The organism is Enterococcus sp. DIV0086 (assembly GCF_050498705.1).
Classification (GTDB): domain Bacteria; phylum Bacillota; class Bacilli; order Lactobacillales; family Enterococcaceae; genus Enterococcus; species Enterococcus faecalis.
The window spans coordinates 348,954-373,189 of the sequence record NZ_JBNIDN010000002.1 but is presented as its reverse complement, the minus strand read 5'-3'; the positions used below and the strand labels follow the sequence as shown (position 1 = coordinate 373,189).

24 protein-coding genes are annotated in these 24,236 nt (G+C 35.0%); 12 read left to right on the top strand and 12 right to left on the bottom strand.

What is annotated here, in order from left to right:
- Window positions 1-11 precede the first annotated feature (11 nt).
- Genes IGI63_RS15925 through IGI63_RS15915 form a run of 3 tightly spaced genes read right to left on the bottom strand, consistent with a single transcriptional unit; the run spans window position 12 to window position 2,076 of the window.
- Window positions 12-809, bottom strand: coding sequence for a PTS system mannose/fructose/sorbose family transporter subunit IID (locus IGI63_RS15925; protein ID WP_429976284.1), 798 nt, complete (start codon window positions 807-809; stop codon window positions 12-14).
- The gene (locus IGI63_RS15920; protein WP_429976283.1) at window positions 802-1,602 is read right to left on the bottom strand and encodes a PTS mannose/fructose/sorbose/N-acetylgalactosamine transporter subunit IIC; all 801 of its coding nucleotides are present in this window, start codon (window positions 1,600-1,602) and stop codon (window positions 802-804) included. The genes IGI63_RS15925 and IGI63_RS15920 overlap by 8 nt, the downstream gene beginning before the upstream one ends.
- 51 nt (window positions 1,603-1,653) lie before the next feature.
- Window positions 1,654-2,076 carry a PTS galactosamine/N-acetylgalactosamine transporter subunit IIA gene (locus IGI63_RS15915; protein WP_429976282.1) on the bottom strand — a complete coding sequence of 141 codons (423 nt, stop codon included), beginning with the start codon at window positions 2,074-2,076 and terminating at the stop codon, window positions 1,654-1,656.
- Window positions 2,077-2,360: 284 nt separating this feature from the next.
- Between IGI63_RS15915 and IGI63_RS15910 the strand changes: the two genes are divergently transcribed.
- The 3 genes from IGI63_RS15910 (at window position 2,361) to IGI63_RS15900 (ending at window position 3,555) form a co-directional block, all read left to right on the top strand.
- A complete protein-coding gene (locus IGI63_RS15910) occupies window positions 2,361-2,687 on the top strand; it encodes an IS110 family transposase (RefSeq protein ID WP_429976281.1) in 327 nt (108 codons plus the stop codon).
- Window positions 2,684-2,962: a hypothetical protein gene (locus tag IGI63_RS15905; protein ID WP_429976280.1), complete on the top strand. Its 279-nt coding sequence runs from the start codon at window positions 2,684-2,686 to the stop codon at window positions 2,960-2,962. The genes IGI63_RS15910 and IGI63_RS15905 overlap by 4 nt, the downstream gene beginning before the upstream one ends.
- Window positions 2,963-3,138: 176 nt before the next feature.
- Entirely contained in the window at window positions 3,139-3,555 is a 417-nt protein-coding gene (locus IGI63_RS15900; protein ID WP_429976279.1) for a transposase, read from the top strand.
- A gap of 98 nt (window positions 3,556-3,653) precedes the next feature.
- Here IGI63_RS15900 and IGI63_RS15895 read toward each other — a convergent pair whose 3' ends face one another.
- On the bottom strand, window positions 3,654-4,970 hold the full coding sequence (locus tag IGI63_RS15895) for an alpha-L-fucosidase (protein ID WP_429976278.1): 1,317 nt from the start codon (window positions 4,968-4,970) through the stop codon (window positions 3,654-3,656).
- A gap of 221 nt (window positions 4,971-5,191) precedes the next feature.
- Between IGI63_RS15895 and IGI63_RS15890 the strand changes: the two genes are divergently transcribed.
- The 4 genes from IGI63_RS15890 to IGI63_RS15875 all read left to right on the top strand — a co-directional run bounded on the left by IGI63_RS15890 (window position 5,192) and on the right by IGI63_RS15875 (window position 9,980).
- A complete protein-coding gene (locus IGI63_RS15890; protein ID WP_429976277.1) occupies window positions 5,192-6,628 on the top strand; it encodes a rhamnulokinase in 1,437 nt (478 codons plus the stop codon).
- Window positions 6,629-6,667: 39 nt separating this feature from the next.
- Entirely contained in the window at window positions 6,668-8,449 is a 1,782-nt protein-coding gene (locus IGI63_RS15885) for an L-fucose isomerase (RefSeq protein ID WP_429976276.1), read from the top strand.
- A gap of 20 nt (window positions 8,450-8,469) precedes the next feature.
- Window positions 8,470-9,114, top strand: a complete 645-nt coding sequence (locus tag IGI63_RS15880) for an L-fuculose-phosphate aldolase (protein WP_429976275.1) — start codon at window positions 8,470-8,472, stop codon at window positions 9,112-9,114.
- Between the two features lie 107 nt (window positions 9,115-9,221).
- On the top strand, window positions 9,222-9,980 hold the full coding sequence (locus IGI63_RS15875; RefSeq protein ID WP_429976274.1) for a DeoR/GlpR family DNA-binding transcription regulator: 759 nt from the start codon (window positions 9,222-9,224) through the stop codon (window positions 9,978-9,980).
- Window positions 9,981-10,314: 334 nt separating this feature from the next.
- On the opposite strand, the gene IGI63_RS15870 is transcribed toward IGI63_RS15875, so the two are convergent.
- The 4 genes from IGI63_RS15870 to IGI63_RS15855 form a co-directional block, all read right to left on the bottom strand.
- Window positions 10,315-11,708 (bottom strand): IS3 family transposase gene (locus IGI63_RS15870; RefSeq protein ID WP_429976273.1). Its coding sequence is split into 2 segments (ribosomal slippage): window positions 10,315-11,165 and window positions 11,165-11,708, totalling 1,395 coding nucleotides; the frame shifts between segments, so codons are not numbered across the junction.
- A gap of 34 nt (window positions 11,709-11,742) precedes the next feature.
- Window positions 11,743-13,098 (bottom strand): IS1182 family transposase, encoded by a 1,356-nt coding sequence (locus IGI63_RS15865; RefSeq protein ID WP_429976272.1) that lies wholly within the window; start codon window positions 13,096-13,098, stop codon window positions 11,743-11,745.
- Between the two features lie 407 nt (window positions 13,099-13,505).
- On the bottom strand, window positions 13,506-13,706 hold the full coding sequence (locus tag IGI63_RS15860) for a hypothetical protein (protein ID WP_429976271.1): 201 nt from the start codon (window positions 13,704-13,706) through the stop codon (window positions 13,506-13,508).
- Window positions 13,707-13,713: 7 nt separating this feature from the next.
- Window positions 13,714-14,376: an NAD(P)-binding oxidoreductase gene (locus IGI63_RS15855; protein WP_429976270.1), complete on the bottom strand. Its 663-nt coding sequence runs from the start codon at window positions 14,374-14,376 to the stop codon at window positions 13,714-13,716.
- Window positions 14,377-14,533: 157 nt separating this feature from the next.
- Between IGI63_RS15855 and IGI63_RS15850 the strand changes: the two genes are divergently transcribed.
- The 4 genes from IGI63_RS15850 (at window position 14,534) to IGI63_RS15835 (ending at window position 15,878) form a co-directional block, all read left to right on the top strand.
- On the top strand, window positions 14,534-15,031 hold the full coding sequence (locus IGI63_RS15850; RefSeq protein WP_429976269.1) for an HXXEE domain-containing protein: 498 nt from the start codon (window positions 14,534-14,536) through the stop codon (window positions 15,029-15,031).
- 18 nt (window positions 15,032-15,049) lie between these two features.
- Window positions 15,050-15,178, top strand: a complete 129-nt coding sequence (locus IGI63_RS15845) for a recombinase family protein (RefSeq protein ID WP_429976268.1) — start codon at window positions 15,050-15,052, stop codon at window positions 15,176-15,178.
- Between the two features lie 139 nt (window positions 15,179-15,317).
- Window positions 15,318-15,638: a hypothetical protein gene (locus IGI63_RS15840; RefSeq protein WP_429976267.1), complete on the top strand. Its 321-nt coding sequence runs from the start codon at window positions 15,318-15,320 to the stop codon at window positions 15,636-15,638.
- 45 nt (window positions 15,639-15,683) lie between these two features.
- Window positions 15,684-15,878: a hypothetical protein gene (locus tag IGI63_RS15835; RefSeq protein WP_429976266.1), complete on the top strand. Its 195-nt coding sequence runs from the start codon at window positions 15,684-15,686 to the stop codon at window positions 15,876-15,878.
- A 1,241-nt stretch (window positions 15,879-17,119) separates the two neighbouring features.
- On the opposite strand, the gene IGI63_RS15830 is transcribed toward IGI63_RS15835, so the two are convergent.
- From IGI63_RS15830 to IGI63_RS15815, 4 genes are read right to left on the bottom strand one after another with little or no spacing between them, the layout of a single operon-like run.
- On the bottom strand, window positions 17,120-19,384 hold the full coding sequence (locus IGI63_RS15830; RefSeq protein ID WP_429976265.1) for a glycoside hydrolase family 3 N-terminal domain-containing protein: 2,265 nt from the start codon (window positions 19,382-19,384) through the stop codon (window positions 17,120-17,122).
- Window positions 19,385-19,396: 12 nt separating this feature from the next.
- Entirely contained in the window at window positions 19,397-20,287 is an 891-nt protein-coding gene (locus IGI63_RS15825; RefSeq protein WP_429976264.1) for an ROK family protein, read from the bottom strand.
- 14 nt (window positions 20,288-20,301) lie between these two features.
- Window positions 20,302-21,705 carry a glycoside hydrolase family 1 protein gene (locus tag IGI63_RS15820; RefSeq protein WP_429976263.1) on the bottom strand — a complete coding sequence of 468 codons (1,404 nt, stop codon included), beginning with the start codon at window positions 21,703-21,705 and terminating at the stop codon, window positions 20,302-20,304.
- 1 nt (window position 21,706) lies between these two features.
- Complete coding sequence (locus tag IGI63_RS15815; RefSeq protein ID WP_429976262.1) at window positions 21,707-23,017, bottom strand: PTS sugar transporter subunit IIC; 1,311 nt, start codon at window positions 23,015-23,017, stop codon at window positions 21,707-21,709.
- 161 nt (window positions 23,018-23,178) lie between these two features.
- Between IGI63_RS15815 and IGI63_RS15810 the strand changes: the two genes are divergently transcribed.
- The gene (locus tag IGI63_RS15810; protein ID WP_429976261.1) at window positions 23,179-23,973 is read left to right on the top strand and encodes a MurR/RpiR family transcriptional regulator; all 795 of its coding nucleotides are present in this window, start codon (window positions 23,179-23,181) and stop codon (window positions 23,971-23,973) included.
- Window positions 23,974-24,236: the final 263 nt, after the last annotated feature.

Sequence of the window (24,236 nt, the reverse complement as noted above, 5' to 3'; positions counted from 1 at the left end):
ACTCTCGTCTCCTATCCTAATACATGTAAATTATATAACACAATTGACAAAATTAATAAAATTAAAATAACACGTGTCGAATTTAAGCCTTTTCGTCCTAATAACCAGTAAATTAATGCAACAATACAAACTGGTATTAAAGCCGGCATAATTTTATCCAGCACATCTGTTTGAAGGTTAATTTTAATATCCCCTCTTTTGTAAATAAATGCTGTCTTCGCAACAACAACGGTTGGAATCAGCGCCCCGACTACGGTCAAACCGACCATCGTTGCTACTTCCGTCACTTTTTGAATTTTGCCTCCTACTGTATCAACTAATTTTGTCCCCTCGCTAAAACCAATTTTAATAAAAGGGTAGCCTAAAAATATTTTTAAAACCCCAGCAATAAGGGCAATCACACAGCCGACAGGACTACCTTCTAATGCCATATAAGCAGCAATTGAGAAAAAGACTGTCCCCCACGTCACACCAAAAATTGTATCGCCGACACCTGCTAAAGGTCCCATCAGCCCCGTTTTTAATGCGGTAATCGTTTCCCCAGACTGACTACCTTCCTTCTCCTCAACAGCCATATTTGCACCAATAATAAAATTAGACATGATTGCATTGCAATTGTAAAATTGAAGCTGTGACTTTACACGCGTCTTCAATTGTTCTTCATCTGGATACATTTTCCGCATAAATGGCATCATCACATAGCAATAACCTAAGCCCATCATTTTTTCATAGTTCCAACCTGTTGTTGAGAAAAATAGGTTCCGTAAATAAGCTTTACGTAAATCTTTTAGCGTGATTTCTTTATTCATCTTCATCCACTCCAATCAAACCATCATTATTTGCTACAACCACTGTTTGGCTTTTTACAGCATCAGTTACTTTAGCAACAATCAAACCAATTGCTAAAGCGATTAATGACGTACCAATCATGGATACACCACCAAAAGCAGATAAACAAAAACCGATTAGCACAAAAGCAAAATGCGTTTTAACAGGTAAATATTTTAATAAGATTGCAATTCCCAATGCGGGTAAAAGTCCCCCAGCAATTTTTAAACCACCCATTAACCAATTAGGGGCAGCGTTTAAAGCAGAACTAACAAAATCACTACCTAAGGATAGGGAGATAAAGATTGGTAAGAAACGTGAAGCACACCAGCTGACTAGACCAAGAATATTCATTAATTCAACTTTTTTAAAGGCACCTTTATCTGCATAGCTTTCTGCACGATGCTGTAAAAAAGTATTTGCAAAACGAGCAAGTACATCAAAGTTTACACACAACAAACTGATTGGAATTGCTAAACCAATGGCTGTCTCCAACCCAGCATTGTTAACAACAGCAATCGCTGTACTAATAATTGTTGCCGTATTATAATCAGGCACCGTTGCTCCACCATAACTTCCAATACCTAAAGACATCAATTGTAGTGTCCCACCAATCATTAAGCCCGTTTTCATATCTCCCATAATCAATCCAGCAAACAACCCCGTCACTGCTGAGCTCTTAAACCCAACAGCCGTATTTAAGCCATCGTAAATGGAAAAAGCACCGTAAGCAGCTAATAATAAAATTTGAATTATTGATAAAGTGCTGTGCATCTTTGTTTCCCCCTCATGTTTTGTTTTCTTCTCGCTCTATAAAAAATGTCATTACTCATCCTCAGCATCCAGTTCTTGACTACTTAATGCTGTGCAATAATCAATTGCTACTGTACCTTGTTGTTGGGCATTAGTTAAAAATTCATTTAGTGAGGTAGTTTGTTTGACAAAGGAAGAAGCTAATAACATTCCTAAATTTGTACCCGCTACCACAGCTAAGCGTTCATTGTTTTGACAGCGTAGAAAAGCTTGATTAAAGGGCGTACCTCCCTTTAAATCGGTAAATAAAACTACCGCTGTGGCCTTGTCAAATGAAGACATCGCCTGATCCAGATTTGCTCCCAATTCATCTGCTGACATGCCTTCTTCAAAATCAACGGCATAAATCGTTTCTTGCTTTCCACTAATCAGCTCTAATGCTGATAAAATACCTGTCGCAAAATGACCATGTCCTGATATAATCATCCCAATCATAAGTATAAACTCCTTGTATATTTAGATTACTCAATTAAGAAGCTATTCCGTTTTGTTTAGCTGTTATTTTATATAATTGAGTTAGCCGCTGTGGACTAGTATTCGTTCCACCGGAATCCTTTGGATTACTGTTAAGGAAAGGCTCTAGCCACAGCTCTTTGTCATATTGTTAATTAGTTTGTTAGCGCATAGCTTTGACTATAACGCTTGATTTTTCACAAGGTTACATAGGCAAAGAGTAAGTGGAACATGGCGCATAATTTAAAAACTGGTAGTTGCTTTTTATGCTTTATGTGGGTATTGACGTTGCGAAATACAAATATGATATTTCTGTAATTAATAGTGATGGGAATACCTTTATCAAACATCTTCAGATAATGAATAATCGAGAAGGTTTTACAAAGCTTCAATCCACACTGACGAATCTTCAAAAAACAACAGGAGACGAAATTCAAATTGCTTTAGAAGACACAGACCATTACTGCTTTAATCTTTTGCGATTCCTTCGGACAAATGGCTATCCAACATTTAGTTATAATCCGCTATTAATTAAAAATTTGCGAAACACCCTTCTCTTCGTAAAACAAAAACCGATAAGAAGGACGCAATGAACATTGCTCACAAGTTGCGAGAGGATATAGATAAGCAACTTTTTGAAACAAAAACCGTCATGAGTGAACTGAAATATGCCACAAGAAATGCTTCTAAGATTAAGGACAACTGTACAAGACAAAAAGTAAACTACACTTGTTTATTAGACATTTTATTCCCTGAATTAGGGACTTTTCTAGGTTCGCCTACGGCGAAACATGATGCGTGTATTTATGCTGTTTTGAAAGAATTTCCTTCCCCTAAAAAAATGGCGAATGCCCACTTAAAAAAATAACAAATTTTCTTTCAAATCACTCACGTGGCCGTTTAAGAAAAAAACAAGCACTTGCCTTAAAAGAATTAGCTTCTGGATCAATTGGTAGTGACTCGCCAGCTCTAGAATTTGAATTACTCCAAACGATTGATACAATTGAGTATTTTGCCAACCAACGAAAATTGGCGGATAAAGAGGTGGCTAAAATTATGAGCGAAATTGATTCACCCTTTTTATCTATCCCTGGTGTAGAGATGACTTTAGGCAGTGTAATACTTGCTGAAATCCTCGATATTGATAACTTTAAATCACCAAAACAGTTACTCGCTTACGCAAGTTGTGAGCCATCAGTCAGTACTTCTGGTACGAATCAAGTAGAGACAGGACATATGGTAAAACGTGGCTCTTCTCCATTAAGATGGTTCTTACATGAGACCGCTAGGCTTATGTCTATTTGGTCTCCGTCTATGCGTCTCTACTTGGATAAAAAACGTTCTGTAGTAAAGCATTACAACGTAGCTATTAGTCATGTCGTCAAAAAACTAGTTCGAATTATCTTCCAACTCCTAAAAAATAATGAACCCTATGACGAAGATAAAATTATTGTTAATTAACCTAAAAAAATCCCCCTACACTCAGGTTTATTTGTCTTGCCCTAAAAACTGTTATCTAATCTTTTAATTTCCCCCTTGACTTAATATAGTTTGTCTTCCTATTCTTCGTTTTTTAATGTCAATTCAATTACTGGAACTAATTCGTCTGGCTGACGAACAGGTAGATTTAATAACAACATGGTTGGATCTAAGGCTTCTTTCACATGAACCTCGGTAATTTCTTTGTACAGATTAGTTGTTGCTAGACGCTCGCCACCTATATCTTTGGTATCTGCAAAGCGAATCTCTGAACCATCATTTAATAACCGGGCGAAAGTCACTTTACCACCTAGCTCTGGCAGCAATAATGTGCGGTAAGGCCAGCTAAAAATATGCAGAAATAATTGATTGCCCTTTTGAGTATAGCGACAATCTATTGGTGCTGGATATTTACTACCTGTGGCACCATAGATTGCATCTCCGTGTTTTTTTAACCATTTCCCGACATTTGCTAAAATTGTCGCGCTGTTATCATCCCAAAGTCCACGTGCATTGGGACCAATGTTCATTGTGAAATTTCCACCTTTAGAAACTGTATCAATTAGCTGCTTTGTCACCATTTCACTTAACTTAAAGTTCAGATTATCACGATCATATCCCCAACTATTATTCAGCGTTTGAACTGTTTCCCAAACATCGTTTTCGTCTGACATGCCTTTACTTCTAGAAAATTGCTCAGGCGTTTGCACGCCTTTATTTAAATCTAAACGATCATTAATGAGAATATGGGGTTGAATTGTCCGAATCATTTCTTCCAGTGCTTCGCTTCCCCAATCCTTTGCGCCTTTACCGACAGAAGAACCCCAGTCTCTACTTTTATATGAAAAGTCAAACCATAAATAATTGATTTCACCATAATTTGTCAACAACTCTTTGACCTGGTTAAACATCGTTGCACGATAGCCTTCCATATTTCCTTGATGCGTTGCTAAATATTCTTGGTTATTACGCATCGGATGATAACCATCCACTAAAAAGTCTGGTTGATACCAATCTAGCAATGAATAATAAACTCCAATTTTTAAGCCTTCTTCACGAAACGCTGTAATTAATTCTTCTAATAAATCCTTTTGGTAGGCTGTATTGGTTACTTTATACTCTGTCATAGCCGTTTCCCATAGACAAAAACCATCATGATGCTTGGCTGTAATAATTACATATTTACATCCAGCTTCCTTTGCCTGCTTAGCCCATTCTTTTGCATTGAGCAAATCTGGGTTAAAGTGATCAAAATATTTTTGATACTCTTTTGTACTAATTTCCTCTAAAGTTTGTACCCATTCATGTCTAGCTGCCACCGAATACAAGCCAAAGTGGATAAATAAACCGTAGCGACATTCTCGGAACCAGGTTGTATCTGTAGTCATTTTCTCCATGTTGATCCTCCTAAATAACGATTTATTTCTGATATAAAGATAATACCGATTACATTTATCTTTTTCTAGGTTTGGTGGTACAAATGGCAATTGTTCAAAAAATGCGTCAGCTATTATTTTTTTGATTCTTTTCACTTACACTGTAGTCAAACAACGGCTGTTTCAATTATTTTCTATAGAAGATTCAATTGAGATAAGAACCAGCTAGATTGGAGAAAAAAATGAACACAGTTTTAGCTTTTGACTTAGGAGCCACTAGCGCACGCGGAATTGTTTATACTTTTAGTAGTGGGTGCTTGGAGGAAAAAGAAATCTATCGTTTTACAGATTATCAAATTTTTCATCAAGAAAAGCCAGAAATATATTGGAATTTTCCTAAACTGCTGAAAGAAATCAAAACTATTATTTCTATAGCTGCTCAAAGCTATCAGATAGACAGCATCGGCTTTGATTCTTGGGGCTGTGATTTTGGTCTTATCAATAAAGAGGGCGAGCTGGTCATGCTTCCTTTATGTTATCAAACCATGCTGTTTGAAGAAAACCTTCATTATGGTCATGACTTGCCACCTTGTTTCCAAGAAAAAACTGGCATTGCTAACGCCTCAATCAATACTAGTTCACAATTATTATTTCTGAAAGAGCATTATCCCGACGCGTTACTTAATGCCGACAAACTACTGATGATACCTGACTTAATTCACTATTTTTTAACAGGACAAGTTTTGGCAGAGTCCTCCATTGCTTCAACAAGCCAATTATTTGATATGAAGCAACAACAGTGGTCACTAGAATTAATAAAAAAATTAGCGTTACCGCCTACTATATTTTCAACCATCGTTTTACCATTTACAAAAGTCGGTGATTTTAAAACAGAAAAATATTCCATCCCTATTCATTCTGTCATTCAGCATGACACCGCCAGTGCTGTTTATGCTTTACCGACAAATGAAGACACAAATTATTTTTTATCCTCTGGTACCTGGTCCGTCCTTGGACAAAAAACAGAATGTGGCTTGATTTTAGAAAATCCATTAGACAATCAGTATTCTTATGAACAAGCTGGAGATGGTAAAGTCTTAAAACTTCAAAATCTTTTAGGTATGTGGTTCATTGAAGAAGCGTTGCACGAAGTCAACGCCAAACAGCCTTTAACGATTCAAGAAGTCCAAACAATGCTGGCTGAAAATCAGCCACTACGGTTTTTCTTTAATAATCAAGACCCAATCTTTTCTAATAAGGGCAAATTTGTTGCCACATTAAAAAAATACGGAGAAGAAAATCAATTTCCCCTTTTGAAAACAGCCAGCCAGCTGTTCCTAACTATTTATCAAAACTTAGCCTTTAAATATGCACACGTCTTTACTAATTTAATGGACAAACCTAGCAAAACAATTTTTCTTTTTGGCGGTGGTAGCAAATCAAGCTTTCTCAATCAGCTAATTGCTGATTTAACTCAATGCCAAGTAGCTGTTTGCACCTCAGAAAGTTCAGCTTTAGGCAACGCCTTAGCACAGCTCGCTGCTCTCAACTTTTTACGAACAAGAGATAACTTGGTTGCTGTCATTCAACAGCATCAGCCACCATTTTATTTCATTCCAACGATAAATAAACCTTATACGACTCTTTACCAAGAATATCTACAGTTTACACAACAATAAATAGTTGAAAAACAACACATTTTTAAGGAGGAAAACAGAATGAATTACCCTAAAATTGGCATTCGCCCAACGATTGACGGCAGACAAGGCGGTGTCCGTGAAGCACTAGAAGTTCAAACCCTGGCGATGGCCCAACGAGCTAAAGCTTTAATCGAAGAAACTCTTTTCTATATGGATGGTACGCCTGTCACCTGTATCATTCCAGATACCACGATTGGTGGCTACGCTGACGCCTCTGTTGTAGACAAGCAATTTGCTGCTGAAAACGTCATAGCAACCTTGACAGTCACTCCCTGTTGGTGCTATGGAACCGAAACACTCGACTTCAGAAAAGAGACATTTAAAGCCATTTGGGGATTCAACGGAACGGAACGACCTGGTGCTGTTTATCTAGCTGCGGCGATGAGCGCCTACGCACAAAAAGGGATCCCTGCATACAAAATTTACGGAGAAGACGTCCAAAATAGTGACAGCACCACGATTCCTGATGATGTCGCTGAGAAAATTCTCCTGTTTGCACGTGCAAGTATTGCTGCAGGTGAAATGGCTCACAAATCTTATGTCAATATTGGTGGCTCTTCAATGGGCATTGCTGGTAGCCAAATTAACCAAGCCTTTTTTGAAAAATACTTAGGTATGCAAGTAGAGTACGTCGATATGACTGAACTGCTTCGCCGAATTCATCTAGGCATTTATGATTTAGAAGAATATCAAAAACTACGCCAATGGATAACAGATAAATGTCAAGAAGGTATCAATATCAACGCCGGAAAACACTTTTCAGAGGTAGTCAATAAGTCACGTTTTATTCCTGAAAACGAACAATGGGACTTCATTGCCAAACAAATATTAATTGTTCGCGACATCCTCTTTGGAAACCCTCGACTAAAGGAGTTAGGTTGGTTGGAAGAAGCCAAAGGACGAAATGCAATTTCTGGTGGCTTTCAAGGGCAACGTCAATGGACAGATTGGTTGCCAAATGGTGATTTTTTAGAGGCACTATTAGCTAGTACATTTGATTGGAATGGGCCGAAACAGCCGATTGCTTTTGCAACAGAAAATGATACGTGTAACGCAGCTGCTATGTTATTTGGAACACTGTTAACGAATAAAGCCCCAATTTTTTCAGATGTCCGCACTTACTGGAGTCCACAGTCAATTACAGAAATGACTGGACATACACTAGTAGGTAAAGGAGAAAACGGCATTATTCATCTCCTGAATTCAGGGGCTAGTGCTTTAGATGGCTGTGGTGGCTGTCAGGATGAACACGGAAAAGCAACCATGAAAGAATTTTGGCGTTTAACAGAAAAAGATATACAGGCTTGCCTGCAAAAAACCAAATGGTGTCGAGCCAATTATGAATATTTCCGTGGTGGCGGTTTTTCTAGTCAATACCACTTACAAGAAGAGCTTCCTCTTACCTTAATTCGGATCAACATTGTTGAAGGAGTTGGTCCTACACTACAATTAGCAGAAGGCTATTCTTGTCAATTGCCAACGGAAGTTCACCAAATTTTAAACGAACGAACAGACCCAACTTGGCCAACGATTTGGTTTGCACCAAACTTAGGCGAACCAGGATTTGAAGATGTCTACACCATGATGAATTCATGGGGAAGTAACCACGGTGCCAGTGTCCATGGACATATTGGCGCCGAGCTACTAACCTTAGCAAGTATGCTACGCATCCCCGTTTCTTTACACAATGTTCCTACCAATAAAATCTTCCGACCTCATGCCTTCTCGGGCTTTGGAACAAAAGATTTAGAGGCAGCTGATTACTTCGCTTGTCGTACCTATGGACCACATTATAACTAATTTTGAAAGAAGGATTTCTTATGTACTCAAAAGAAAAGCAACAGTTGATTGACTTTGGAAATAAACTAATTGATGAAAATTATACCCTAGGAACAGGAGGAAACTTGAGTCTATACATCAGAAAAACTGAAACAATGCTGATCACCCCCTCTGGGATCCCTTTTCATGCCATCCAGTTAGAAGATATTGTCTCAATGACTGTTGCCGGAAAAATTTTAGAAGGGAATAGAAAGCCTTCTAGTGAATGGCGGATGCACGCAATTATGTATGAAAAACGCCAGGACTTAACAGCTATTATTCATGCTCATACCATTTATTCCACCGCCTTAGCTATTTTACGTCAGCCACTCCCAGCCTCTCATTACATGATTGCAGTAGCCGGTAAAGACGTTCGCTGTGCAGAATATGCTTCATTTGGTACAGAAGAGCTAGCAGACAACGTCTTTCAAGCCATGGAGGATCGTAAAGCTGTTCTGTTAGCAAATCATGGTGTGCTGACAGGTGGCACGTCATTGGCAGATGCGTTCAATGTTTTAGAAGAACTCGAATATTGTTCAAAGGTTCATTTGATTGCTTCAAGTGCTGGAACACCCACAATAATGTCGGAGCAAGAAATGGCAAACATGGCGAAACGGTTTAAAACATATGGTCAAGCCGATAAATAATTATGGTATAATAAATTACTAGATAAATTTCCTATCTAGCAATGATTAAAGTGCCTAGGATATGAGTGAATCAAAGCGTATCCTATCCCGTTTAGGAGAGGAAGCTCGTGGATGATACAAGAAGAAAAAATCTCTTGTCCCTACTAAAAAAACATAAAAATATGCACAATGCAGACCTTCAAAAACAGCTCTACTGTTCTTCTTCCACCCTTAGAAGAGAACTAATTCAATTGGAGAAGGAAGGATTAATTCGCCGTTATCGTGGAGGGGTTGTTTTAGAAGTAGAGCAAAATCATACCATTGCCTTACGCTATCGAGAAAATGTGATGGTCGTTCCCAAAAAACACATTGCCGAAATTGCTAGTACATTTATCGGTGCAGGAATGTGCATCTTCGTGGATTCTAGTTCAACAGTTAAAGCACTTCTCCCATATTTACGAACACTATCCAACTGCGTCGTTCTAACCAACGGTCTATTAATTGCATATGAATTGCTCCAAGCTTGCTCTGAAAGCACCAAAATCTATATGCTTGGTGGTGAAGTTATTAAAGATGCCGAAAGCGTGATTGGCGATTATGGAAATTCTTTTTTAGAAATTTTTAACATTGACTTATTTTTTCTAAGTTCAACTGGGTTAGACAATGATGGTGTTTATGAAGCAAACTTTTCACAAGCATTGTTTAAGAAAAAAGTTATGCGCCTAGCAAATCAAACCATTCTCTTAGTTGATCACACAAAATTTGGAAAAAAACATGCATATAAATTTTCCAACTGGACTTCTTTTGAAAGTATTGTAACAGATATGCCTCCTAGTCAAGAATATCTAATATTAGCTAAAAATTCTTCAACTGAGTTACTGTATTAAAACGATTGATTCTATTGCAAAATTTCCAAATAGAGTATACCTGTCTTCATTTAATCTGATTACTATGCGGGTATTTCCATCAAACCTTTAATTTCCATACAGACTGAAAATCCGAAGAGTGTTTCGTTCAATATCATTAAGTTAAGGAAAATAAGAAAATGGAAACCATCTGGTTTCCATTCAGACTGTAGACAAAAAGGAGTGGCTTAATTGCCAACTCCTTTTTGTTAGTTTTTGTATAAATTTGAAATAAAAAGCCATAGGCTTTTTTGTTTTCTGTAGTGAGACACAAAAGTTAGACCGAATACCGACTGGAGAAATCTGGTCGGTATTTTTATGCGACGAACCGTTTACGGAATTGAACGGGACTGCACCCTAGTTTTGTCTTTATTCGTTGATGATTATAATAATCAATCCATTCCTCAATTGCTTGTTCTAGTTCTTCGAAACTAGAATAAATAATGCCATGGTAGGTTTCTTGTTTTAGTAAACCAAAGAAATTCTCCATAGGAGAATTATCAAAACAATTTCCTTTTTGAGACATGCTTTGAAAGATCTGGTGACCGGTTAATTGCTTTTTGTACTGCTTCATTTGGTACCCCCAACCTTGGTCAGAATGAAAAGTGCGCCGATATGGACAATCTTGCGTTTTATCAATGGCTTCTTTTTGTGCCTCAAGAATTGCTTTGGCATTCGGCTGTTTAGAAATACGGTAAGACAAGATTTCACCATTAAATAAATCAAGAAAAGGATCCAAATAGAGTTTTTTTATTTGAATATTTCCACTTTGATTCCGTTCATAATACTTAAATTCAGAGGTATCTGTTGTTAGCTTTTGATGAGGTACTGAAGTGTAGAAACGACGATGTAGACGGTTTTTTTCGCCATAGCCAACGGTTCCTTTGTAGGAATTGTATTTTCTTGATTTACGAATAAATTTTGTCCCTTTTAGGCCAAGTTTACGCATAAGACGACGAATTTTTTTCTGGTTTACGTTCAATCCTTGTTCTTTTAAAGCTAATTGAATACGGCGATAGCCATAGTTTCCTTTGTTTTCGTCAAAAATTTTCTTAATCAGGGCTTCTAATTTTTGATTGGGATTTTTTCGTTCAAATCGCTTTTGCCAATACATATACGTCGCTTTAGGAAATTTGGTTGCTTCCAGTAAGATTGTTAATCGGAATATTTTTCGGAGCTCGTGGATGATTCGGGCATCTCGTTCTTGAGTCGTTCCGGGATATTCATTCCTAAAACGCGGAGCTTTTTTATGAAGGCTAGTTCCGTTCGTAATAGTTCATTTTCATGTTCTAATTCTTGTTCGCGTGTTCGTGTTGTTTTCACCTGAACGGGTTTCTTTTTCTTTGACATAGAAGGTCTTCCTTTCTGTTTTGGTGAAAGCCCTTCTATGCCTGTTTCTAGAAATTTCTGGTGCCAAGCCAGGACTAAGGTATCGTTTGGCAGACCATATTTCAATGCGACAGTCAGATAAGAGTCACCACTCGTTAAATAATAGTGTATGACATCCCGCTTGAATTTGGAAGAGTAATTTTGGTAATTTACTCTTCGATGAAGTGCGTTAAATCCCAATTTCTCGACTGTTTTAACCCATTTACGAACAGTCGAAAGTGAAGCAATATCAAATTGATTCGCTAGTGTTAGATAACCCCCTGCTCCATTTTGATAAGCTTCTACTACTTTTTTCTTGAATGCATAATCGTATTTTGCCAATTTAAATAACGCCCCCAAAGTTAGATTTTTTGGTCTAACTTTGGGGGCGCACTACATTCCATAGCCATGTGGCTAGTTTTTTTAAATTCACGGCAGCAAACGTAAGCATCGTGTGCGCAGCGACTTTTTCAAGACCTCGATATTTCGTCCAGTGCATACCATGCTTTTCTTTTGCATCTGTAAATATTCGTTCAATGGTTTGTTTTCTCTTTTTGTAAATTTCTTTATTTAACGCCGTATGGCGTTGGTGTTCAAGTTCATCCATAAGATCAGCCCAAATATGCCGAGTTACAATTTTTTGATAGTTTGCACTCGAAGTACAGGTTTCAAGTAATGGACAACTCCTACAGAATTTTGGATTTGATTTATAGATTCGATAGCCATCACGAGTGATAGTTGAAAATAACAACGGTTGATTATTAGGGCATAAATAACAGTCAAAATAGGCATCATAAACAAAGTCTTTTTTAGGAAACATTCCTTTTACTCCATGAGGTGCAGTATATAGAAGAATCGGGTAGAGTTTCAAGTGTGACAGAAAATGAACAAATTTAGGCGTCTTATATCCTGCATCAGCGACAACACGCTTTATATTTGGAAAAGCTCTTTTCGACTGTTTAACCAGAACGGTTGCGACTTGGCTGTCATGCACATTTCCTGGTGTGATTAGTGTAGATAAGATAAAACCGTTATCTTCGCAGGAAGTATGCGCAGAATAAGCAAATTGTTTTTCTCGTTCTCCTTTAACATAGTAGCCACTTTCTGGATCTGAATGACTAATTTTTTGAAGACTCAACTCACTTTCTGTGTCCCATGTAAAAGGACGTTTTCCTACAGCAATACGTTCTTTATTTATTTCATCTTCTAATTCATCTTGATAAGCTTTAGCTTGACCGTAGGTCATTTCTTTTGTTAACTTATGTTTATTGGCATTTGCTTTGATATGAGTAGCATCAATATAAAGGTTGTCTTCCGTAACGAAACCAGCTTTGACAGCTTGTTCTAAAATATGAGAGAAAATATCCTCAAATAAAGTTGTTTCTCTAAATCTTCGAACATAGTTTTTACCAAAAGTAGAGAAATGTGGGATAGGATCCTCGAATGAATATCCTAAAAACCAACGATAAGCAACATTTGTTTCAACATCTTTAATTGTCTGTCTCATCGAACGGATACCAAATAAATATTGGATAAATACTAATTTAATTAAAATCACTGGATCAATACTGGGACGACCATAGGTCAAATACGTGGATTCTACAATGGGATAAATAAAATCAAACTGAATCTCAGCATCAATCTTTCGTACCAAATGATCTTTTGGTACAAGATCATCAATTGCTAACATAGCAAATTGATTTCTACCTTCAATCGATTGTTTTCTCATCATTAGAATCACTCCCCAAATAGTTTATGCAATCAGTATAAAACAAAAAAACTGCAAACAACACTCCAAATTTGGGAGTTTGTCTACAGTCTGAGAAATGCTTGTTTACCAGCATTTCTTTTTTTAAATTATTGTTTTTCGAGTAGGTTTTTACAAATTTTTGGTACTTGCAACTGAACCATAATTATTCTGTAGATTGGAGAGTTACTCTTTTTTCTCAATCTAGCCTTCTTTGAATCGATTCTTTAGAATAATTAGGGGTTCTGTTGCAAAATTAAGAAAAGAAGTGTGAGTCTTTGATCAAGTTGGAATACCCAGTAAACCTTTTATTTCAGTACAGACGGAAAATCAAACAGGTCATAATTCAAAAGATAGGGTCTGTAAAGAATTTTGTGTAAGTTCTTTTTCCGTTAAATGTAATCAGTGACTCTATCTTCAAAAAATATGACGAATTGCGACAGAATTTGTCCCCAATTTTGGACCTTCATGGTCCATTTTTTTGTGACATCCATGGTAACGAGGTACAGCATTTTTAGCAATAATTCCTCTGAAGGAAAGACACTTTTTAACTTCGTTGGTTTCCGTAACTGCCGGTGAAAGCCTTCAATCACATTGGTATTATATTAATTTGAGTGCTTCATCAATTGGGGTATCTCCATAAAGAACTTCAAATTCTTTACGAACAGTATTATCATTTTTTAAAGTTGAAATAATGGTTTGAGCTACATCTTGTCGCGATACTTTATTAATTTCATTTCCAATACCAGATTTTATTTTTCCAGTTCCGGGACTATCTGATAATATGCCTGGATGTATGATTGTCCAATCAAGTGAAGTCCTATTTTTTAACCATTCATCTGCATAATTTTTACAAATGGTATAAATTTTTAAATCATTATCTTCAGCAATTTCTTTTCTGATCTCTTCACGACCTGTACGAAAAGTACTAATCATGATAAAACGTTTAACCCGTGCTTGCTCAGCAGCTGTCATTATTTTAACAGCCCCATCTAAATCAATCATAACTGTTTGATCTAATCCTCTTCCACCAGCACCAGCGCTAAAAACAACGGCATCGACATCTTTCATAGCTTTACTAAAATCATCAATTGAGTCATGTACAATATCTAAAATAACTGTCTCAATTCCTCTTCTTTCGAAGAAAGGTTGTTGTCTAATATCACGAATGACAGCTCTCTCTTCGATTGTTTGATCTTCTTCAACAAAATCCGCAAAATATTTAGCTACTTTACCATGAGCTCCTACAACTAAAACTTTCATAATACCCTCCCTTTCTGCTTACTATTTTATTCTTTTTAAATTAATCAAGCAAGCAAATATATGGTCATAACTTAACAATTTTTCATATGATGTTGGGTTATGATATAATCAACTCATAAAGATATGCAAATAATATATGCCAAAAAGGAGGATAAAAATGATTAGTAATTTTCTTTGGTTACCACTCTTGTTTATTATTCATGATTTTGAAGAGTTGATACTTGTTCCCATGTGGATTAAGAGACATCAGGAAATATTATATAAAAAAAAGGAACCTATTTTCGGTGGAATAAAAAATAGTTCAGTGCTATCAGTGGGAATACTGGAGGAATTATTGATTCTTGTGGGTGTTTCAATTTACATGACATACAATCCTACTAGCCTAATATACTTTGGTGTTCTAACCACCTACTTAATCCATCTAGTTTTACACGTAATACTTTGTCTGCAGTACAAAAATTACGTTCCCGGTGTAATTACAGCTTTAATTCAAATACCTATTTGTTTTTCAATACTAAAATATTTTTATCCATTATTGAATAGCCGACTATTTGAAATTTTTATGGTGTCTTTAGTCTGTCTGATTATTTTTATGATAAATATTTTGTTCATACACAAAATAATGTCTTATTTATCAGAGAAAGCAATTTTATAAAGGATTTTAAGGCTTTTTTTGAAATTAGGTTATGCAAGGGTTTCTACAAATGAGCAAGATTTAGCCAGTCAAGTGGAAAAACTACAGAATGCTGGAGCAGAAAAATTTACAGCGAAAAATACACGGGAACAAAACGTGCCCCCCTAAACTACATAATAATAACGTTTTACTTTTCTTTCTTAATTTGGTTTAATTAGGGTATCAAATTAAGAAAGAAAGTTTTTGATGTATAAAAATTTCACTTCCTAAGTACTCTAAATTTATTTGCTTAGCAATGGCGCTTGTTGTGACATTTGGTTCTCTTTTATCAGCTGGAACAAATGCTTATGCCAATTCTACTAATAATATTCCTGGAAATAATATTAGCGCTAATTTAAAAGCAACATTTGACCCTTATATTCACGTTCAAAATAATCGATATGTTTTAGAAATTCCAAGTATCGTTAATGCAAATTCTGATGAAGTAGAACAAGTTAAGAAGTCTATCGAGTATGCTAATAGCCGAATAGAAATAAACAATGAAACCATAGATTCTAATACGAAGATCGCCACATATCAAGATTTTTCTTTAAGAGCTGGAGAAAGCTATACTTACAGCAATTTTTGATGGGGGACACGCTACTACTTCAGAAGTAATAACGCAGTGTATCAAATGGAACATGATTTAGATAACTATTCAATCATGAGTGGAATTTCTGCTCTTTGGGCCCCAGCTATTGGCGCATTAGGAGCAGCTTACTTTCAAAAAGTAAAAAGCGATTTAGATTATTATAACAATACTCATTTGAATGATTATATCAATATGGATGTAAACTGGGTTGGAGTTTATTCAATCTACTCAGTTTAAAAGGATAAAAGATAACAGATGTGCAAGTTATTTTTTAACAACTTGCACATCTGTTGAAAAGGAATGATGTTATGGCTATTTTTATAGCATGTATAACTATTTTAGGAATATACTTACAAAAAGAAGTATGGCCAAGAACACCTGATAATATTTCGAAATATCGTAGCTTATTAATGTCAGCTGTTCTAATAGTTTTATTTATTATTTTAAAACTCCCCATCAGTATAAACTTTTTTCGATTTTTATACTATTCTTAATTTTATTTGGAATTTTAACTTTCTTTTTAGATAACAGATAAAGTCAAGCGTACAACTATTACACCTTTCAAGCATGGTAGATTCTCTCTATGAAATATGGGTCAATTAAATATTCTGACTAAAAAGTACGGTATGCAACATTCCAGAAATAATTAAACGCTAAAACGTTTATATTATAGGGTTCAGATTAAGATAGCAATCAACTGATCTGTCCCTTATCTTAGTTCGTAAGGATTAACAAAACATAGAAAAAGTAACAACTTTATGAACACTATTTTTCAAATAATTGTTTGAAAACCTCATTAAATCAACATGTACAGAAAATCGTGATTTTATGAACACTTAGTTATAAAATTAAGAACTAAAAAAATCACTCAATTATTTTGAATGATTTTTTAGCGATTAAATATTATAGTTTATGTCAAATAAAATAAAAAATTTATGCCATTTAAAAAGAAAAATGACAAATTCCAAGTATAGCACGAAAAAACAAGCAGGTCAAAAACTTTTAAGTTTTTGACCCCTGTGATATTCCCTGAATAGTTTACGAGATATGAAAAACTCAACTATTCTTATTTATCATATTTTTCCTTTCATTTATAAGATTGGAAAAATATACCGTTTGTTGCTTAGCTTTTATAGATCTGATTGCGTGATTCACCAATTTTTTTTAGAACCACTTCTCCGTACTCCTCTTTTAAAAAGTCTTTAAATGGAATAATAGTTCTGATAAATTTTTTTCTAAAGAATAATTTTCTTTATTATTGAACACCCTTCTCTTAATTTGCACATAAGCAGTAAAAATCCCTCGGTTTAAAACATATAATATCCCATGGCTAAATAGCACATCACGAATCATATATTTAATATCAATATTGTCATCCAGTCTCACAAGATAATAGAGAAAAAACATCTATATAATACTTCATATTCCGAAGAAAACATAGACGTCTTTCTATTATTTATTTTTATACTTCAAGTATTTTAAGAACTAACATAATCAATCGTAAATTGACTCCTGATATCTTCAGAACTTCTCCCAATATATAGCTCTATAAGCCCAGGTTCAAGTTGGGTATTTCCCTTTTTATCTATATAAGAAATCAACTCAGAATTCACAACAAACGTTACAGTTTTACATTCGTTAGCTCTCAAGGAAACCCTTTCTGTAGATACCAATTCTTTTTTTGGTCTAACAATATCTGCTGCCAAATCTCTAATATACAATTGAACTACTTCATCGCCATCGAAGTCACTATTATTTTGAATATCGATACTTAAAACAATTTCTTTGTCTGGTGATAGTTGCATACTAGAGATATATCCATTTTTATACACAAAATCACAATAGGATAACCCATGGCCAAATGGATAAAGTGGCGAAGAAGGACTATCTATATATCGAGAAATAAAGCGTCCGTTACAATTATCTGCATTTAATGGTCTGCCGGTATTCAACTGACTGTAATGAATAGGAATCTGACCTTCATTCCGAGGAAAAGTCATTGATAATTTTCCAGAAGGAACCTTTTCCCCATAAAGCAAATCTGCAATTGCTTGTCCACCCATAGTACCTGGATACCATGCCAGTAGTAATGCATCAAAATTTTCTTCGATTTCTGTCAATATTACTGGTCTACCGGTATATAATACGCCAATTATAGGTTTTTTCAGCTTTCTTAGTTCTTTTAGAAGACAAATTTGGTCTTTTGGAAGCATTAAACTTGTTTTAGATGCACCTTCTCCGGTTTCTAAAAAATTTTCTCCGAAAGCAAAGACGATAACATCGGCGCCATGAGCCATTTTAATAGCTTCATGAGAATCTTTTTGGTAATTGTTAACATCCTTTCCAAGAAATAGTTCTCTGAAAGCAGGATCCGAAAATTCATCTGGAAAATTAAACTCACTAAACATTGCTGTTCCAGAATGAATGTGGAGCATATCCGCGCTAATGTGTTGAAGTACTCCTTCTTTTAACGTTATAACTTGATCTTTATCTCCTGTGAATGCCCAAAAGCCAAGTGTGAGTTTAGAATCACCAAACGGACCTACCAAAGCTATTTTTTGTGATTTATTCAAAGGCAAAGTATGTTTATCGTTTTTTAGTAAAACGCAACTTTTGCTTGCTAGTTCTTTTGCTACATTCTTAGTTGACTCATCCAAATATTTCCCAGTTGATTCTAAATCGAGTCCACGAAAGGGATTCTCAAATAATCCTAAATCATTTTTTAATTCCAAGATTCTCATAACAGATTCATCCAATAGTTCCTCAGACAATTGACCTTTATTTATTAAATCCTTGAGGTTGTTAGCATAGGAACTAGTCATCATATCTATATCAATACTTGCCTTAGCTGCTTTGAAAGCAGCATCTCTTTTATCGACAGCATATCCATGTGCGATCATTTCTTCAATTGCGCTATGATCTGTGATCAAAACACCGTCAAATTCAAGCTCCTCTCTAAGAATCTCTTTATTTAGCCATTCATTTCCAGTACAAGGAATTCCTTCTAATGTATTAAACGCTGTCATAACCAGTCTAGCATTAGCTTCTAACGCAGCTATATACCCAGGTAGATATTCCCTTCTGAATCTGAGTTCTGACATATCTACTGTATTGTAGTCCTTCCCTGAATCAGGAGCTCCATATGCAGCAAAATGTTTGATACAAGAGGCTATATGAGAATCTGAAAACATATCAGAATCCTTATCACCTTGAATCCCTTGAACGATGCTTCTTGCATATTGTTCAACTGTATAGACATCCTCTCCTGGTGATTCCATCACTCGTCCCCATCTAGGATCTCTGACAATATCTAACATTGGCGAAAATGTAACGTGAATACCTGCATTGTAACTTTCTTTAGCCAGTTCTTTTCCAGCAAGCTTGATTAGATTAAAATCATATGATCCGGATTGAGCTAGCGGGATAGGAAAGATTATTTTATTGCCATAAACGATATCCGCCATGAAAAGCAAAGGAATTTTATGACGGCTCTTTGCCAAGTGTCGTTCTTGAATTTTTTTTACTTCACTGGGATCAGTAACATTCAGTACAGATCCAACTTGGCTAATTTGAAACTCTTCACTCAGATGAATTTCTGCTGCGGGTCCTGTTTTAACAGCGTGTAGGTCTTCCGAAAAAAAATTACTTGTTAATTGTACTGTTTGACCAATCTTCTCTTCCAATGACAGCGAAGAGAGTAATCGCTTTAATTCTTTTTTTTCATCTGAAATCTCCTTAAACATTTGATTAGCGTATCATCCTCGTGTCTGCTTATATTTATTTGTCAGATAAGCACCTACCAAATTCGCATCACTATGAAAATCACAGACCGCTAATTCTGCAAAAGGTAGTTTTACCGGTAGAGGAATGTTTGAAATCTCTTGATAATACATTTTTTTTACTTCTGTTATAAAATCAACATTTTTGCTAATGCCTCCTCCTATTGCAATTTTCTCAGGCGCAAAAATAAATTGAAGTGAAATTAAGCTATCAACCAATCGTTTAATGAATGCATCGTATATCTCTAACGTTTCCTCATTCCCCTTTTGAATCAGAGTCATCATCTCTTCACCTGAAAGTGACTTTAAACTTAGCTTGTTTTTAACTTTACCCACTAAGCCAGGTATACTTAGCTCGTTTCCCAGAAAAGTATTATTCGTTGCTCCGCTTGGTTTAATCAATGAGAATTCGCCTGCATACAGATTAGCCCCTCTATAAACTTGATTATTTATCAGTATTCCTCCACCTACTCCTGTACCTAAAATAAAAACAAGTCCATTTGTTACATCTTTTAACGTACCAAGTTCTTTTTCTGCAATCAATGCACACCGTGCATCATTCTCAATCGTAATATTTAAATGAAAATGCGAAAATTTTTCAAAAAAGTTCACGTTATCAAAATATCGAATCGAACCACCGTGTAAAATATGACCTGTTGTTGTATCCATGGTTCCAGGAAGACTAAATCCAATTCCTTGAATATCATAATGAGATTGCTCTTGGTAAATTTTTTCAATGATATCTATAAATTCTTCTATATTATTCTTGGGTGTAGCTACACGATGACTAATGAGAATTTGATATTTGTCATCAATGATCCCCCATTTAATATACGAACCACCAACGTCCACACATAGTATTGTCATATTTTTCCACCTTCTTAATCATCTTTGGACAAAATCATTTTTCCATTAGATTTAATAACCTCTTTATAGTAATAGAAGCTATCTTTTCTATATCTGTTCAGTGTTTTTTTATTAAAATTATCACGATCGACATAGACAAGACCATATCTTTTTTCCATTCCGTCATTTACACTGAGTAAATCAATAAATGACCATGGACAAAATCCAATAATATTCACTCCATCATAAATAGATAATCCTAATTGTTTAATATGTTCCTTTAAATATGAAACTCTTTTGCTGTCATGGACTTGTCCATCTTCTAAAGTTTCCTCTTCCGACCAACCACATTCAGTAATGATAATCTCTACATTCGGATATCGATCATTTAATTGCTGCATGGCATATCTCAGACCAATTGGATCAAAAGACCAATTCCATTTCGTATAATCTAGGTTAGGGTTTTTAACGATTTCTAAATTTTCCAATTGTGGCGTTTTAGGATCGAAAGATCCTTTAAGTTTAAAGGTTGTTGTACAATACCAATTTACAGCTAAATAATTTGCTGTTCCTTCTTTAAGGATTGATTTTTCTTCATCGGATATATAATTTTCTATCCCAGCTTCTTCTAAAACATTCATTAATGATTTGGGTAGATTGCCTCGCAACGAAATATCCATCAACGAGAACGAAAACATGTCTTCTACAGTTTTTGCCAACAATACATTTTGTGATTCTCCATTTTCAGGTAAAGCGGTAATGTAAGACACAGCCGGTCCAATTTTTAAATCCGGATATTTTTCTCGAACCAATTTAAAAACTTTCGCCTGAGCAACACACATATTGATATTAGCTATTTGAGATTTTCTATATAATTCTGTTTTATTTTCATCTTCAATTCCTAAAATTTCTGGTTGTCCTACCATTACATTCTGCTCGTTGATAGTGAGCCAATAACGAACTTTTCCGCCGAACTCTTTAATTAAGAACGAGGCATACGCATAAAAATCTTCTATAGCATTTTTAGAAACCCACCCATCATATTTCTCAACTAAAGCATAGGGAAAATCAAAATGAAACATGGTTACTATCGGTTCAATGTTGTTCTTTATCAGTAAGTCAAGCAATCGATGATAGAATTGCACTCCTTCATCATTAATTTTTGATAAATCACCATTTGGTAAAACTCGTGTCCAATTTATTGAAAATCTATAGGCTTTCAATCCTAAATCAACCATTAACTGAACGTCTTCTTCTAAATGATTGTAATGATCTACTGAAACTGTAGTATCCATTTGCACATCGTTTTTTTTTTTTGTCCTGATATCTGCGACGGAAACCCCCTTACCATGACTATAAGCTGCTCCTTCTACTTGAAATGCAGAAGTACTCGCTCCCCACAAAAAATTTTTTTGGAAAAAAGCATCTATATTTTTCATCTTATAATGACTCCTTTAATTCGTTTTCTTTCTCAGCTTTCAATTCTTGATTGTCTAAAATTTTAAAGAATGGATAATACAAGAAGACGATTACGACCATGATCAATAATCTTAAAACAACTCCTTGCCATCCCATTGTGAAGAATCCCGCAATAAACTTAGGGACTGTCCATGGAATAATTGCAGCAGAAAAATTTGGATTATAAGCCGCAATAAACCCAATTTTCAATGCAATGAATCCTATTAATCCAGATACAACCGTACTTAAAACAAAAGGAACGAACATAATTGGATTTAACATAATCGGAAAACCAAAAATTACTGGTTCATTGATATTAAAAATATTAGGGATGGTTCCTAGTTTAGCAAACGATTTATATCTTTTTGATTTTCCAAAAATCAAGATACATATCATTAAGCTTAGCGTACTTCCGGTACCATCATTATTCATAAAGTCAAAAACAACTAAATTTTGAAGATATTCTACCGTTTGTCCAGAATTATATTGATCAATAGACATCATCATCATTGGCAATAAAACAGGGGTTAAAACTGACATTATCGCATTTGGATGTATTCCGAAGAAAAACAAGATATTCGCCAAAACATACACAATAAACAATGAAGGAACTGAAGCGCCAATAGTCATTAAGGGTTGGGCAATTATTTCGTTAATGAAAGAAAATATATCGCCGAAAGAGGTCAAGCTGAATCCAACCCGAATAACAAATATAGCTAGTAGAAGTATAAGACCTACAAAAATTGGTTCAAATGATTGTGTTACCATCGGTGGAACACTATCTGGTAACTTTAATAATAGTTTTTTATTTTTCTGCAGTTTTGCATAGCTCAACGGAATTAAAATTGAAACGATCATTGAAACAAATATTCCTGAACTCCCAAGGTTACTTGATAAAAAACCGCCAACAGATTTTTCACCTACAGTGATGATTTGCGGCTGTAAAACAAAGAATGCAGCTATCGAAAATAGAACGGCTGTGATTGCCTTTACATTTAAAAGCATCGCATAATTATAGGATATTGCTAAAGTTGTAAAAATAGCTAATACACCCATTGTCCCTCCAGCTACAGCATTAAATTGACCTGATAATCCAATTTCTGAGAAGTAACTAGCCACAACTGGAATAGGAAAACTTCCCAACAAAGAAAAAATAGCTGCACCCAAAGTTAAAGGCAAAGTCATCATCATACCACTTGACAATGCTTGTAGGATTTTTAACTGTCCTAATTTTGACATAGCCGGAACAAACTTCTCTGAACCCCATCTCTTAATATTGTCTACTTTACTCATTTTCAAATCTCCTTTTCTTAAATGTACCTTTAGCTTAGCACTAAGTAAGCGCTTTTCGTTATCACTCTTACGCTTGCTTTTTCATTATTTTTCGATATTTTCATTATCATGAAAAAGCGGTATACTGAAATTAAATGAATTAATACAGGGGAGAAGAAGCTATGAATAATTACGCTTTTATGCTTAACTACTTAAATACACATGCTTCAGATGATTCTTATTCTAAAATAATATTATTTTTAATAAAAAATAGAAAAACAGCTACGCATATTTCAATTCAAGAGGTTGCAGATGCTTGCTTTGTTTCAAACGCAACAATTTCACGCTTTTCTAAATATTTTGGGTTTGATAATTTTTCCTCTTTAAAAAAATATATTTATGATCATAGTGATATTGTTCCTAGACTTACATTTAGAATTCAAAATAAATCCTTTTCTAGATTAGAAAAACAGCCAAAAAAGTTTCTAGAAGAATATAAAACTATTATTGAAAAATCCTTGGATGATGTTATAGACTGCTTAGATATGACAACAACGGATAATTTTTTAGAAGATATCCATTCATTTGAGAATGTTTATATTTTCAGTTCAGATAATTCATTTAATCTTACCCAAGAATTACAAAGAGGTCTTTTTGTATCTGGCAAATTAGTTGTATCAGGCCAATCAGAAGATGATATGGAAAGAATAGTGAAGGAACTTGATGCCGAGTCACTCGTGATAATCATATCATCATTTGGAAACTTTTTATCCGAATATCCAAAGATCGTCAATCGTATAATTAAGAGTAAGTGTAATTCATGTTTTTTGACACAGCATACTGAGAATATGATTTCCTCTTCCTTCTCAAGGGTTATTTCAGTGACCAGTCATAACCATGTTGAAGCTGGTAGTTATCCACTGGCTTTTTATTGTGAGTTTTTAGTTAGAAGATATTTTTCTTTATTTGGCATGTGAAGAATTATAAGTAAAATAAGTTGGTCGAACTAGTGTTACGAGGTCGACCAACTTATTATTTTCATTATACTTTCGAAGTTAATTAGATGTTCCATATATCACTGTTTCTACCTTATTTGTAAATGATCTAAAATTCATCGACTCTTATGTTTAACTTCACATAGATTTTGATACAGGTTTCTGTATATAAATAAGAATAAATTTCATAGAAACTTGATTCAAAAAAATAGTGTGCCTAAATAGATTTTCTGGACACTATACCT

Excerpts from the sequence above, each read along its gene's own strand:
- IGI63_RS15925 (WP_429976284.1), bottom strand. The coding sequence starts at position 809 with ATGAATAAAGAAATCACGCTAAAAGATTTACGTAAAGCTTATTTACGG.
- IGI63_RS15920 (WP_429976283.1), bottom strand. The coding sequence starts at position 1,602 with ATGCACAGCACTTTATCAATAATTCAAATTTTATTATTAGCTGCTTAC.
- IGI63_RS15915 (WP_429976282.1), bottom strand. The coding sequence starts at position 2,076 with ATGATTGGGATGATTATATCAGGACATGGTCATTTTGCGACAGGTATT.
- IGI63_RS15910 (WP_429976281.1), top strand. The coding sequence starts at position 2,361 with ATGCTTTATGTGGGTATTGACGTTGCGAAATACAAATATGATATTTCT.
- IGI63_RS15905 (WP_429976280.1), top strand. The coding sequence starts at position 2,684 with ATGAACATTGCTCACAAGTTGCGAGAGGATATAGATAAGCAACTTTTT.
- IGI63_RS15895 (WP_429976278.1), bottom strand. The coding sequence starts at position 4,970 with ATGGAGAAAATGACTACAGATACAACCTGGTTCCGAGAATGTCGCTAC.
- IGI63_RS15890 (WP_429976277.1), top strand. The coding sequence starts at position 5,192 with ATGAACACAGTTTTAGCTTTTGACTTAGGAGCCACTAGCGCACGCGGA.
- IGI63_RS15885 (WP_429976276.1), top strand. The coding sequence starts at position 6,668 with ATGAATTACCCTAAAATTGGCATTCGCCCAACGATTGACGGCAGACAA.
- IGI63_RS15880 (WP_429976275.1), top strand. The coding sequence starts at position 8,470 with ATGTACTCAAAAGAAAAGCAACAGTTGATTGACTTTGGAAATAAACTA.
- IGI63_RS15865 (WP_429976272.1), bottom strand. The coding sequence starts at position 13,098 with ATGATGAGAAAACAATCGATTGAAGGTAGAAATCAATTTGCTATGTTA.
- IGI63_RS15855 (WP_429976270.1), bottom strand. The coding sequence starts at position 14,376 with ATGAAAGTTTTAGTTGTAGGAGCTCATGGTAAAGTAGCTAAATATTTT.
- IGI63_RS15850 (WP_429976269.1), top strand. The coding sequence starts at position 14,534 with ATGATTAGTAATTTTCTTTGGTTACCACTCTTGTTTATTATTCATGAT.
- IGI63_RS15835 (WP_429976266.1), top strand. The coding sequence starts at position 15,684 with ATGGAACATGATTTAGATAACTATTCAATCATGAGTGGAATTTCTGCT.
- IGI63_RS15830 (WP_429976265.1), bottom strand. The coding sequence starts at position 19,384 with ATGTTTAAGGAGATTTCAGATGAAAAAAAAGAATTAAAGCGATTACTC.
- IGI63_RS15825 (WP_429976264.1), bottom strand. The coding sequence starts at position 20,287 with ATGACAATACTATGTGTGGACGTTGGTGGTTCGTATATTAAATGGGGG.
- IGI63_RS15820 (WP_429976263.1), bottom strand. The coding sequence starts at position 21,705 with ATGAAAAATATAGATGCTTTTTTCCAAAAAAATTTTTTGTGGGGAGCG.
- IGI63_RS15815 (WP_429976262.1), bottom strand. The coding sequence starts at position 23,017 with ATGAGTAAAGTAGACAATATTAAGAGATGGGGTTCAGAGAAGTTTGTT.
- IGI63_RS15810 (WP_429976261.1), top strand. The coding sequence starts at position 23,179 with ATGAATAATTACGCTTTTATGCTTAACTACTTAAATACACATGCTTCA.